The 12885-nt window shown below is 74.0% G+C and carries 7 protein-coding genes; 1 reads left to right on the top strand and 6 read right to left on the bottom strand.

The window, feature by feature from the left end; genetic code table 11:
• The first annotated feature begins 220 nt into the window (after positions 1-220).
• Positions 221-562: a hypothetical protein gene (locus ABZ721_RS10780; protein WP_358788275.1), complete on the top strand. Its 342-nt coding sequence runs from the start codon at positions 221-223 to the stop codon at positions 560-562.
• Here ABZ721_RS10780 and ABZ721_RS10775 read toward each other — a convergent pair.
• The 6 genes from ABZ721_RS10775 to ABZ721_RS10750 all read right to left on the bottom strand — a co-directional run bounded on the left by ABZ721_RS10775 (position 534) and on the right by ABZ721_RS10750 (position 12730).
• Positions 534-1115 (bottom strand): GNAT family N-acetyltransferase, encoded by a 582-nt coding sequence (locus tag ABZ721_RS10775; RefSeq protein WP_358788274.1) that lies wholly within the window; start codon positions 1113-1115, stop codon positions 534-536. The genes ABZ721_RS10780 and ABZ721_RS10775 overlap by 29 nt on opposite strands.
• A 50-nt stretch (positions 1116-1165) precedes the next feature.
• Entirely contained in the window at positions 1166-4768 is a 3603-nt protein-coding gene (locus tag ABZ721_RS10770; protein ID WP_358788273.1) for an NACHT domain-containing protein, read from the bottom strand.
• Between the two features lie 84 nt (positions 4769-4852).
• Positions 4853-9076 (bottom strand): AAA family ATPase, encoded by a 4224-nt coding sequence (locus tag ABZ721_RS10765; RefSeq protein ID WP_358788272.1) that lies wholly within the window; start codon positions 9074-9076, stop codon positions 4853-4855.
• Positions 9077-9081: 5 nt separating this feature from the next.
• Entirely contained in the window at positions 9082-10446 is a 1365-nt protein-coding gene (locus tag ABZ721_RS10760; protein ID WP_358788271.1) for a hypothetical protein, read from the bottom strand.
• A 335-nt stretch (positions 10447-10781) separates the two neighbouring features.
• Positions 10782-11819: an acetylhydrolase gene (locus ABZ721_RS10755; protein ID WP_358788270.1), complete on the bottom strand. Its 1038-nt coding sequence runs from the start codon at positions 11817-11819 to the stop codon at positions 10782-10784.
• 365 nt (positions 11820-12184) lie between these two features.
• On the bottom strand, positions 12185-12730 hold the full coding sequence (locus tag ABZ721_RS10750) for an ankyrin repeat domain-containing protein (protein WP_358788269.1): 546 nt from the start codon (positions 12728-12730) through the stop codon (positions 12185-12187).
• Between the last annotated feature and the right edge of the window lie 155 nt (positions 12731-12885).

Genomic DNA, 12885 nt, shown 5'->3' with positions numbered 1-12885 from the left:
CCCTGTTCGCACGTCGGGCCGGCGCGCCCTCCGCACCGCCCCTCCCCGCCCGATCATGCCCGACGCCGGGGTTGACTGGGCCTCATCCCGCCCCGGGACTCTCGTGACCTACCTCGCCCGGGTGAGAGTTCGCGCAACGCGCCTGCCGATGCCGTGGCTTGGCCGGGCGGCCCGCCAGACTGATCAGGCCTGTCGTTCCCGACGATCCCGGAGTGCCAGCATGCCCCCCTCCCCCACCGGCCCGTCCGACGCGGACGCCTTCTTGGCCGTCTGCAGTCACACGCACCTGTTTCCGGGCGCCCGCTGCCGCATCCAAGCGCTGCCCGACCCACCTGCCTTCGCAGCGAACCCGCTGCCGGTCGAGCTGCTCCTGCGCTTCTGCGATGATGTCGTCACCGCGGCGGAGTTGCAGACCGAAGGTCCGACGGGTCCGCTGCTGGCCGTTCCGGCCTACACCACCGCTGCCGGTACCCCGATCGGCAGCCGCACCTGGTCCATCCGGGAGCTTGCGCAACGGGGGGACGAGGTCGAGGTCACGATCGGTGGTCGCGCCGCGGCCTGAGCCGCACGTGCAGGTGCCCGTCCAGCGGGTAGGCCGGAGGACTCGCCGGCAGGGTCCTGGCGAACGAGGAGCCGCTCTTCTCCGCGACCCGGCAGGACGCCAGGTTGTCGACCTGATGCAGGAGTTCGAGGCCTTCCAGGCCGACGGCGCCGAACGCGTCGACGGCCCAGACCGTCAGGGCTTCCAGCGCCCGTGGGGCCACGCCCCTCCCCCGCGCCGCTGCGGCCGTCCAGTAGCCGACCTGCGCCGTCGGCTTGCCGGGCGCGACATCCTTGAGCACCACGTTGCCCACCAGCCGGGGCGGTACCCCGTCACCGAAGGCTTCGAGGACCGCGAAGCCGTACCGGTGGCCTGCCGCCCACCCCCGCTGCTGCGCCCGCACCCACCGCAGAGCGTTGTCCTCGCTCTCCATCGACGAGCTCGCCCATCGCCGCAGATCAGGGTCGCGGTACACCGCCACCAGCGCAGCGGCGTCCTCCGCGCACCAGGGGCGCAGGACGAGCGCGGGGGCGGTCGGCGTCGCGGCGACCGGAAGGGTGACGGCCTCCATCATGGCTCGATCGTATGCAGCTCCCCCACCGCCCCCGAGCCGGCCCAGCCGTCTCACGCTCCCCCGTGGCCGACATGCAGGTAGTCGACGGTGACATGCTGGACGTCCTGGAGTTGGGCGATGACGTCCAGCGGCAGCCAGTCGACCATGCCCTCGAAGCTGACGTGTCGCAGGGAGGGCAGGTGGAGCAGGGTGTCGATGTGGGTGAGGTGGCTGCAGCGCTCGAAGTAGACCTCTTCGAGTTGCGGCAGGTCGGCGAGCGGGGTGAGGTCGGTGATCGCGGCGCCGCTCAGGTCCAAGGTGACCAGGTCCGGGAAGTAGGCGCTCAGGCCGGCGATGTCGCGCAACTCCCGGCAATCCGTGAGCCGCAGGGTGCGCAGGTGGTGGAAGGAGGCGAGGGGGAGGAGGGAAGTCAGTCCCACCACGTTCTCGGCCTGCAGGGAGCGCAGGTTGGCGTGGCCGCGCAGGCTCTGCAGGTCGTCGACGTGGAGGTGGCCCGTCAGGCTCAGCTCGCGCAGCCGCCCCGCGCCCGGTGCGGGCAGGGTCACGGGGGTCGCGCGGTCCCGGGCCAGGGTCAGGCCGAGCCGGTGCAGGTGCTGTGCGCCGGCGATGCCGGTGGTGTCCCGCACGCCGTCGTCCGGTGTCACCCACAAGCTCCGCAATCCGCTCAGGGGTTGGCAGAAGTCGAGGTCGGGGACGGTACTCGCGCCGACGAGGCGCAGCGTGCGCAGGGCCGTCAGGCGGGCGAGCCCGGACCAGTCGGTGGCCTCGCGGGGTCCGGACAGCAGCAGCGTCTCCAGGTCGGTGAGTGCGGCCAGCCAGTCGGTGGCGTGCAAATGACGGCAGTCGAGCATCTCGAGGTAGCGCAGGCCGGTCAGGCGGGCCAGCGGGGTGTAGTCCGTCAGCAGGCCGCCGGCGCGCAGGCCCAGCATCGTCAGGCCGGTCAGCCGGTCGATCCCGTCGAGGGAGTGCAGTTGCCGGAAGCCGGTGCAGTCCAGTTCTTCCAGTTCCGTCAGCCCGTTCCAGGACGGCGCACCGACGCGGCCGCCGGCCTCGTCGAGGGCGATCCGCAGCTTCCGCGCCCCGCGCAGGTGTCCGAGGGCGGGCAGTTTGCGTCCGGTGTCGATCATGACGCGGTCGTCCTCGAAGTCGATCTGTGCGAGGACGTGGCGCGCGTACTCCTCCACGTCGAACCGGTCCCACATGGCGCACACCACCGCGCGCAGCCAGGCCGGGGTCGTGCCGTCCTGGGTCAGGACGGCCACGTACTCCTTGATCAGCGCCATCGCCTCGGGTCCGCCGATGTGGCCGGCGGCGATGACGCAGGCTTGGACGGTGGCGGGATCCTGGTGTCCGCTGAGCCAGTTGAGGATGTGATCGCCCACCCCGGCGAGCTTCGTCGCCTCGTCCGGGGTGCGCGGGGGCAGGACTTCGGTGAGGGCGTCGCGTACGGTCTCGGCGACCTCCGGGTCCACGTTGGCGGTGCTGACGCATTCGGCGATCAAAAGGAGCAGTTCGCGGTGGCGGACGGGGGATTGTTCGGCCTCCCGCACCAGCCGGCGCAGCAGGGCGCTGGCGTCGCGGCGGGTCGATTTGGCGGCGGCGAAGGCGATGATGCGCCACCAGGTGTCCTCGCCGCCGCCCACGAAGCGGGCAAGCTGCTGGGTCTCGCCGCGGTCGGCGTAGTCGCAGGCGGCGAGGAACTCCTGGAACGTGCGGTGGGCGAACTGCACCTCGTTCGGGCCCACCTGCTGCAGCACGGCGCTGCGCTCGACCACGTACTCCAACGCGTCGTCGATCGTGATGCGGGTGCTGACGAAGCTGGCGAGCAGGTCGGTGAGGATCTCGTGCGCGGTCTTGCCCTGCTGGCTCTCGAACTCCTGCAGCTGCGACCAGGTGGTGGCGTAGCGGGCGTCGAGGACGGTGATGGGCCGCAGCCGGATCGTGGACTGCGCGTGGTCGGCCAGGTGGCGGGCGATCGCCTGCAGGAGGGCCTTTTTGTCCTTCAGTTCCATGCCGTGCCCGATGAGCACCCGCCGCTGCTCGTCGCGGGCGCTGATGAGCGCGTTGATGACCTGGTCGTACAGGTGGGAGCGGCTCTTGGGCACCTCGACGGACAGGTTCGAGGCGTAGAACGAGCAGAGCATGGCGCACAGCAGCGGGGTCTCGGCCAGATCGCGCACGGAGGGGTTGCCCGCGATGTGGCCCAGCAGCCGGTCGCGGCGCTGGCGGTAGATGCTCTTGAGGTCGGCGGGGCAGGACCGCAGCAGGCAGCTGAACCACTGGCGCACGCACATCCGGATGTCCTGGTCCCGCATGGGCTGCAGTTTCAGGTGCCGAAAGCCGCGCTGCTCGAACCAGGCGGTGTCCAGTCCTTCGGGGCGGGAGGTGACGATGAACCGTACGGTCGGGTACTCCTCCATCAGGGCGTCGATCCACTTGTACGCCTCGCTGCGGTGCGGCTTGGGGCTGGGCGGCAGCTCGTCCATGCCGTCGAAGACCACCAGCGCGTTGCCGCCGCGCAGTTGCGCATCGACCCAGCCCTCGGGAATGCCGCGCGTGCGGTGGGCGGCGACGCGGGCCAGGTCCGCCAGTTGCAGGCGGCTGCGGTCGGCGCCGGTGAACAGGTGCCGCAGCTGGACGACGAAGGGGGTGACGCCCTGCCAGTCCTGCAGGGTCGCGGGGAAGCTGTGGCGCGCGGCGCAGACCGCCAGCCACTTGCTCACCGTGGTCTTGCCGGAGCCGGCGACCCCGGTGACCAGGACCCGGAACGGTCCTGCGGTGGTGGGCGTCGGGTGGAGCACCGCCGAGGGCAGCACGCGGGGGTCGCGCTTGAGGGGCTTGCCGGCGTCCACGATGGCCTGGTCGACAGAACTGACCTGCTCGCGTCCCGGCAGCCACCGGTCCTGCGCCGAGGACTGCAGCGTGATGTAGGCGATGTCGACCGGTTGCCGGCGAAAGCTTTCGGGCACGTCGATCCCGAACAGCTCCATGTGGCCGTGCTCGCGCAGGATGTCGGTCGCGTACTTCGCCTCGAACTGGCTGACCTCCACCGACACGTCGGGGCGGTAGTCGGTCGGGCGGACGCTGCTGATGCCGTCCTGCAGCGCCGTGCTGATCTCCTCCACCGTCGTGGCCGCCCGTTCGGTGCTCGCGGTGCGCTGGGCGAGGGCGGGCTGCGAGGCGAGGGACACGACGAACTGGGCCGCTTCGAACACCAGCAGCGCCCCGTACTCCTGGGCGTCGCGCTCCAGGTCCGCGTCGGCCCATCGCCGCACCGCGGCCCGGCGCAGCTGACGGGCGACGGTCTCCCCGCGCAGTTCGAGCCGGGTGAGCTGCTCGACGCTCAGCGGCAGGGACCCGACCGCGTGCGCGATGCTGTCCATCACCACGCTCTTGTCGTCGTCGGTCAGCGTCCCGTAGCGGTGGGCGTGCACGGTGTCGAGCCGTTCGGCGAGCTGGTCGGCGGCGTCCTCCAGGACGCGCACCGCGGCCCGTTGGACCCGCGGGCCGGCGGTCTTCCCGAGCACGGCCGCGGCGATGTCGGGGAAGTCGGGCCCGGTGGCCGTGGTGCCGCCGTCGGGGTCCTGTCGGGCTACGGTGAACGCCGCTTTGATGATCGCGGCGGCAAGTTGGTCGGATCCGTCAGCTGACACCCGCGTCGCCCCCTGGCTCTGGTGCTCGTTCATGGTCCTGCCCCGGCGGCGGCGCGGGAAGCGCGGGCGCGGTCGGGAAGTGGTTCACCGGGCGAGCAGCTCCGCCGTGGCGAAGGCGATCGTCCCGGCAGCGTGCACGACGACCAAGTGGCCCTCGACCACCTCCATCGACCGGATCGCCGCGCCCAGCTGCGCCCGCAGCAGCGGCCGCACGGTGTCCGGGCTCCCCGCGTCCCACAGGCACAGTGCGCCCTCCTCGCTGCCGGAGGCGGCGTAGAGCGTTCCCTCGGCGGAGGGCACCGCCGCCAGCGCGGTCAGCCGGTCCACGTCGTCGCGCTCGAGGGCCACCTGCTGCCGACTGACCGTTCGGCGGGCGATCGGGTCGAGGATCTCGAGGCCGTACCCGTCGGTGACCGCAAGCCGGGTCGGCCCGCGCGCTGCCCGCAGGACGACGAGGCCCGTGACCGGCCGGCCCGTCCGCAGCGGCGCGCCCACCACCCCATCTGCGTCCGGGTCGTGCAGCAGCACCATCCCGTCCTCCCCTCCCGACACCACCAGGCCGTCCGCCGCCGCGAGCGCCCGGACCGGACCGTCGTGCGCGCGCACCGGATCGCCCAGCAGTTTCCCCGTCGCGGGATCCCACCAGCGCAGCAGCCCGTTGCGGTGGGCGACCGCCAGCAGCCGGCGCCCGTCCGTGCCGCGCAGTTCGGTCATCGCCTGGACGCGCTCCGCGGGCTCCTGCCCGGCGCGCGGGTCCACCAGGGGCGGTCCGACGCGGTGCCCGGTGGCGGGGTCCCATACCTGGACGGCCCCGCGGTCGTGGCCGGTGGCGAGCAGCACGGTGCCGTCGACGGTGCTCAGCCGGGTCAGGGCTCGGACCGGGCCGCCCGGACCGCGCCACGGCTTGGCCGTCGGGTGCCCGGTCGCGGCCGCCACGATGCGGACGGTCCCGTCGGCGTGGCCCAGGGCCACCGCGGCCGGGCGGGTCGCCGACGCCGGCAGGGGCGCGGTGCACCGCGGCAGCGGTACGGTCCGGTCGGGCCGGGCCGTGTGCGGATCCCAGATCCTGATCGCGCCGTCCGCATGCCCGGACGCCACCAGGGTGCGCTCGTCGACCCGCAGCAGGTGCAGCGCGTACACCGGCCCGCTCCCGCTCCCGCTGCCGTGCAGGATGCCGGTGCGCGAGCGCGGGAGGGCCAGCGTCCGCAGGGCCCCGTCGAAGCCGCCACTGGCCAGCTGCCATGGCCCGTCGGGGGCGCCGGGCGGGCTGGGGAAGGCGGTCAGCGCGTTCACCGCGCCGTGGCGCAGGCGGTGGGGGCGGCCCAGTCGCCGGTCGGTGCCGGGCCGGGTCAGGCGCACACAGCCCTCAGCGCCGGCGGAGGCCAGCACCTCGCCGCTGTCCGCCGGCAGGCACGCGAGCGCCAGCACTACCCCGGTGTGGCCGCGCAGGGCGTCGCCGAGCGGGCGGGCGGTGACCGGGTCCCACATCCGGACGGTGCCGTCGTCGCCCGCCGACGCCAACAGCGGGCGACCGCTGGCCGCGCCCATTACGGCCAGCGCGGTGACCGTGCCGGTGTGCCCGCGCAGCGGCGCGCCGAGCGGACGCCCTGACGGCAGCTCCCACAGCCGCACCGTCCGATCCCGCCCCGCGGAGGCCAGCACGTCCCGCCCCTGGCCGGTGCGCAGCGCCGCCAGGGCGCGTATTCCGCCGTCGTGGCCGGAGGGAAGGTCCAACACCCGCTGCCGGGTGACGGGGTCCCACACGCGCAGCACCCCGTCCGCGCCGCCGGCGGCGAGCAGGACCCGCCCGTCCGCCAGGGGCACGCTCGCCAGCGCCGCGACGGGCCCATCGTGGGCGCCCAGCGGCCGGCCGATCGGGCGCGCGGTCAGCGGATCCCACAGGCGTACCCGGCCATCGTCGCCGCCGGAGGCGAGCAGCGCCGGCCCGTGGGTCGGCCGCAGCACGGCCAGCGCCCAGATCGGCCCGGTCGACACAGCGTCCTGCAGCAGGACGTGCGGCGGCGCGGGCGCGACCGCGCTCCAACTGACGAACGGGATCCGCTGCGGCCGGCGCAGAGCCTGGGCGAGCGCCGCGGGCTCAGCGTGGCGCGTCATCGCGATCTCCCGGTGCAGCGCCCGCCCGCGCGGGGACAGGTCCTGCAGGACCGGGTGCATCGCCGTCATGCCGCACAGTTCCGCCGGGAGCGAGCGCCGACCGAAGGTGCTGCGGAGCAGGTCCGCGGCGACCGCTGCCGGGTCCAACCGGTCGAGCACCTGCGGCTGTTCGGCGAGCACAGCCCAAGTCTCCGGGGCCTGGGCGGCGTGGGCGGACAGATGCCGCACGAGGTAGGGGTCCGGGTCGTCCGGCAGCGTCGCGCGGGTGATCTCCACCAGCTCCCGCACCGCCGCAGCGTGATCCTCGACCCGGTGGGGCGCGAAGCACTCCATGACGCTGCGGTGCGCCAGGCGGAACACCCCGCGCCCGTCCTCGGAGTCGACCATCACGTACGGGGCGGCGACGTGCAGCAGCCGGTCGATGTCCTGCTCCCGGATCACCGGGGGGCTGCCGTCGAGGGCGGCGGCGACCCGGGCCCAGATCCGGTCGGCGCGCGGCAGCCCCCGCCCTTGAGCCAGGGCCAGCGCCCGCAGCAGCGGGAGCGCGGTGGGGGACGTGGCGCCGATCCGGCGAATGGCGTGCTCGAGCAGGGCGGCGGGGGTGCCACTGAGCCAGGTGGGCAGGTCCTGGTCGGGCCGCTGCCGGTCCGGTGGCGCGTCCGCCAGGTACTCGTGCACGGCCAGGCGGGCCGTCAGGAAGTCCCACGGCCCCGCCGGAGCGGACGCGGCCAGCGCGACCATCCGGTCGGCGGCCGCCGCACCGCCGTCCGCCGCGGCCAGTCGGCTGCGCACATACGCGGCGACGCCGTCGCGGTCGGACCCCAGCCGCAGCAGCTGCGTCCGAGGCCCGCTGCCCGAGCTCAGCGCTTGCAGCAGGTCGGTGCCTCCGTCGGTGCTGGGGCGGGTGCCGACCAGGATCCGCACCGGGGCGAGCTCGGCCAAGGGCGCGAGCACCGATTGGGCGATCGCGGCCGGTTCCCGGGACTCGTCCAGCGCGTCCGCCAGGATCGTGACCGCCTGCTGCGGGCCGGCGCGCAGGGCGGCGAGGAGCTGGGCAACGTCGCCGGCGGCCGTGCCCCGGTCCAGCAGCACGCCGGCGGCCTGCGCCAGCCGGTCGACCACCTCGTCGGCGGTCATCCCGCCCAGGTGCACAACGGTGTCGAAGACCGCGGCCGGCGCGGCGGGTTCACTCGCGTCGGGGTCGGTGCGGGGCTCGCGCTGGGCGCTGTCCGTCTCGGCCAGCACCTGCCCCAGCAGGGCGGACTTGCCCGTGCCGGGCGGCCCGGTGACGATCAGCATCCCGCAGGCCGTGCGGTGCAGCCAGGCGGCAATCTCGGCGCGCTCGCGGGCGCGGCCGGTGAAGTCCCAGGTGAGTTCGCCGTGTTCGGACCCGGGAGCCGTGGGCAGCAGCCGGTCACGGGTGGCGGCGGGCGCGGTGCGCAGCTGTTGCAGGAGCTGGCCGTGCACGTCCATCGGGGCGGCGACGGGGCGCGCCAGCAGCCGGCGCCGGTTGATGAGCGGGGGTACCTGCCGCAGCCGCCAGGGGAACACCGAGATCGTGTCGTCCTCCAGCCGCCCGAACAGCTCGTGGACAGGGATGGCGTCGTCGTTGAGCAGGAAGTGCTCGACCACCTCGGCCAGGCGCCGGCTGAAGTGCCCCAACTCCCCGGCGCCCTGCCCGGCGGCGTTGACCAGGACGAAGCGCTGCGGCAGCGTGCCCAGCTCGGTGAGGCGTTTGACGACCTGCTGGGTGAACTGCCCGGCGCCGCACGCGTCGACGACCACGGCCGCCCACGCCTGCGGGTCACGGCTGTTGCGGATGAGCCACTCGTCGAAGATGGCGTCGGCGAACGCCTGCGGGCGGACCCCGGTGACCGCCCGGTCCGGTTCCGTGCCGTAGACGGCCAACCACGCGTCAGTGCCGACCGACTCCCCGTGCCCCACCCAGTACACCAGCGACGAGCCGCCGTCCGGGCGGGAGGACCAGGCACTGAGCTGATCGTGCGCCGCGGTCAAGGTGCGCTCCGCGTCGCGGGCCTCCCACACGTCGATGCTGTCCGCGCCGAGCGGCCGCAGGATCTCCGCGATCCGCTGCGCCTGCGCGACGGCGGCCACCGTCTCGTACGCGGCATCCTGGTAGGCGCCGATGGGCAGGCACCGCAGCTGGAATCCCCGCGCGGGGTCGTCCTCCATCGGCGCTACTCCCGGCCGCTGTCGGCCCCGCGGTCGGTGTGCGCGGCGGGACCGGCCAGGACGAGCTGGGTGACGGCGTCGAACCCGCGGGTCTTCACCCCCAGCCGGTACAACCCCGGACGGCCCAGCACAGCCGACGCGCGGACCACGCCGTCCCGTTGCGCGAGCAGCGGCCGGTCCACCACCCGCCCGGTGGCCGCGTCCTCCACCGTGCACCGCACGCCCACCGGGCTGTCGCAGTAGTCGACGGCCACCTCGAACGCCTCGCCCGCCACGACCAGGTCAGGCAGCCGCAGCCCGACGCCGCCACTCGGTGCCAGCCAGGGCCCGCGGTCCAGGCCGAGCAGCACCCGCCGCACGGTCATCGCCACCTCCTCGGCGTTGCACAACCCGCTGTGCGACTGCGGCAGGGGCAGTGCCTGCACGCCGGGCAGCGCCGCGGCCTCGGCGTACACGGTCTCGTCCCCGCTGAGGTCCACCCGCTCGATGCTCCCGTCCGCCGCCGGCCGGCAGGTGACCGCGTGCCCCCGTGGCACCCCGTCCCGCAAGGTCAGCGACTGCAGGGTGCGCTGCCGGTCGCCGACGAGCTGCACGCGCGCGTCGGGTGCGGCGCGCGGGGCCGCGGCCAGATGCTCATGCCAGGCCGAGGACGCGGCCGCCAGCTCGTCGTCGCCCCCCAGCGAGCCCACGTCGCCGGCCGTCAGCCGTCGGGCCGTGGTGCCCTCATCCACGCAGCGGTAGCGGGGCAGCAGGTCGTAGAGGCCGGGCAGCGTCGCGGCCAGCGCCCGCAGGCGCCCCTTGGGCAGTGGCAGCGGGCCGCCGACCCCGGTGCCCAGGATCAGCGCGGCCTTGACCGAGCCGAAGAACGGGGTGCCCAGGGTGACGGTGCTGCGCACCAGCGCGCTGCCACCCAGCAGCGCGGTGAAGTGCCAGGCCAGCAGACCGCCCATGGAGTGCGCCACCAGCACCAGCTGCGCCTGCCGGTTGCGCGGGTCCGCGGCCCGCCACGCCTCGAGGTGGCGTTCGGCCGCCGCGGCCAGCAGCCGGGCGTTGACCGCGACGGGCAGCCGCCAGTCGTAGGGGAACTCCAGGACCGCGCCGGGATCGGCCATACAGCCCCGGACGGCAGCGACCAACCGCGCGTACGGCTCGATACCCCGCAGCACCGGGGCGTACGCCGGGGCCCGCAGCAGCCGGCTGGGGCGCACCCGGCCGATCGTGCCCTCCCGCTCGTCGGGGGTCAGGTGCAGCGGCGAGAGCCCCGTACCGCTGAGCCAGGCCTTGACGTACCAGCGGGGGTCGTTGATCCCCCACAGCACCCGCCCGGACGCGGCGTCGACCAGCTCACTGCCCATGATCCCGGGAATCACCACCACAGCGTCCCGGCTCACGGGTTGCTGCGCGCCACTATCAGCTCCGGACACGTCAAGTCCCCCTTGCATCCCCGGCGTTATGTTAGCCGTGGGTGATCGCCCCCGCACCCGCTGTCCGAAGATTGGCAGCCCGCATCCTCCAGCCCCGGGGTGTTGGGCGGTCAGCCGACGGAGAGCAGCTTCCCCACGGGCGCGCACGGCGATCCAGCGACACCCCTGTCCCGCGTCCCGCCCGCGCTGCCGCACGACGGTTCGCCGGTGGGCCGCGACGGTGGCCCACCGACGAGCCCCGCGCTACGGGCCCGCCTGGCCAGCAGGGGAAGCCGGCGCGCTCAGGGCAGGAACGTCACGGCGGGGAAGGCGGTGGACGGGCCGTCGAGCAGGTGCTCCCGCCGGTGGCGCAGGTGCGCGTCGAAGAACGCGCGCGGGTACGCCTGCTGGATCCGCACGGCCTGGTGGGGATCCAGGGTGCCGATCACGTCCTGGAGCTGCTGCTCGTTCCATGCGAGCACCTTCGCCACCTGCGGGAAGAGGGCCTCGGTGTCGCCGTAGGAGATGTGGACGGCCCCTTGCGCCTGGATGTTCCGCCGCCAGCCTCGTAGGTGGGACCAGAACGCGGCGGCCTCGGGATCCGTGGCCCGGGTGAACTCGGCGGTCATCATCAAGAACGGCCGGTCCAGGACGCCGGACAGCGGCGGGTTCATCTGCATCGGCCCGTCGAGGCTCAGCCCGGCCCGGATCCGCTCATCCGCGAGCGTGGCACAGGCGGTGGCCGTCCCACCCTTCGACCAGCCGAACGCTCCCATCCGCCGGGGGTCGAGGGAGCCGAGCAGCCCGGCCGGCAGCTTCTGCCGGTCAACATCCGGATTGCACCCGGCGGCGAGCTGCTCGACGCAGTCGAGGACGAAGCGCAGGTCAGCGGCGAAGTCCCCGGGCAGCGTCGGCGCTTCCCGGTCGTAGAGCGGGACGGCGACCCGGCCGTCGGGGAACGTCGTGTATGTGTCGTACTGGTGCGCCACCGTCACTGCGGCGTATCCGTGGCTGGCGAGTTCCTGGACCATGAGGGTGTGGTCACCCTGGTGGCTGTGCGCGCCGTGCGCGAAGACCACGACGGGCAGTCGCCGGCCCGATCGTCGCACCGGTGCCCCCACGTGACCGGCGGTCAGCGGCGCCAGGGGCACCAGGTCGGGGAATCCCGCGTCGGCGAGGAACGCCTCCAGGGCGCCGGCCGGCATCCAGGGCGCCACCGGGTAGCGCTGGACGTCCCGGGCCGGGTACCAGACGGTGGCCATCAGCTCGCGGAAGTGCCCGGGGCCCGCAATGGGGTCCGGGCGTGACCGGTCGACGAGGTGCAGGGCGACCGTGCCCACCGGGTACGGCCCGGTGGGCCGGGGCAGCGTAAACCGCTTGGGGCCGGATGCGGACGCGCGGGGGCTGCCCACGCGGGGCCGGCGATGCCGGCCGGCGGCAGGGCGGCCCCGGTGGCCAGCGCCGCACCGAGGAGGCGGCGGCGCGTCGTACCGGTCCGGCTGTTGAACGGTGTGGTGGTCAAAGGGCCTCCCGTGATTGCGATCGTCCGTCGTGCTGCGACGGCCAGTTCGTGAGCACAGGCAAACGCTGTCACGCGCACCTTCCGCGGGGCATCGGCCCACCGGATGGATCGCTGGGACGGACAGGGGCCTGGGGACTTACATCCCCGGGCCCCTGGGATGGGTGGTGAGGTCCGGCCGCAAGGTCAGGCCGACGCGTCTTGGCCCGCAGTGGTGCCTGCCGCGTCCCTGGCCGTCGGGTTGGCGCCACGGCTGATCAGGTGGTGCACCATCCGTGTGTGGCCGAAACGGACGGCCCAGTCGAGGGCGGTCCGGTGCTTCATCACCGCGTGGATGTCCGCCCCGCGGTCCAGCAGCAGGTCAACCGTCTCCGGGTACCCGTCGCGGCTGGACGTGGCTACCAGTACCAGCGGGACGTGGCCCAGCCGGCCTTGGGCGCCGGTTTGGGCGCCGGCATCGAGCAGGACTTCAACCACCGCTGTGTGCCCGTGGAGGGCCGCCTGGCACAGCGGCGTCGACTCTTGGTACTCCCCCACCCTCTGCCCCACATCGGCGCCCGCCTCCACGAGGAGGCGAACGACCTCGGCGTGGCCCCCGTCCGCCGCCAGGTCCAGCGCCGACCGCCCATCCCCGTTCGGCGCGTCTACAACCGCGCCCTGCCGCAGCAGCCGCGTGACCTCCACTACGTCGCCGACGAGTGCTGCTCGCGCCAGTTGATCCGCCATGTCCATGGCTCGATCATCGCGGGTTTCGCGACCGCACCAGCACCGGGGCCGCCCGGCCTTTCGCTCCACCGGGCGTCGACCGCGCTCCTGCACCGGACCCTCGCGCCGGCATGCCCGCCGCGGCCGCGCTGACAACACGGCCGCAGGCCCTCAATCAGGCA

This window comes from Streptomyces sp. NPDC006733, assembly GCF_040636125.1.
GTDB lineage: Bacteria > Actinomycetota > Actinomycetes > Streptomycetales > Streptomycetaceae > Actinacidiphila.
Note: the sequence above shows the minus strand (reverse complement) of the source record. Positions and strands in the feature narration are given on the sequence as shown.

What these genes read in the sequence shown, in the direction of transcription:
- ABZ721_RS10780 (WP_358788275.1), top strand. Translation starts at nt 221, where the DNA reads ATGCCCCCCTCCCCCACCGGCCCGTCCGACGCGGACGCCTTCTTGGCC.
- ABZ721_RS10775 (WP_358788274.1), bottom strand. Translation starts at nt 1,115, where the DNA reads ATGATGGAGGCCGTCACCCTTCCGGTCGCCGCGACGCCGACCGCCCCC.
- ABZ721_RS10765 (WP_358788272.1), bottom strand. Translation starts at nt 9,076, where the DNA reads ATGGAGGACGACCCCGCGCGGGGATTCCAGCTGCGGTGCCTGCCCATC.
- ABZ721_RS10750 (WP_358788269.1), bottom strand. Translation starts at nt 12,730, where the DNA reads ATGGACATGGCGGATCAACTGGCGCGAGCAGCACTCGTCGGCGACGTA.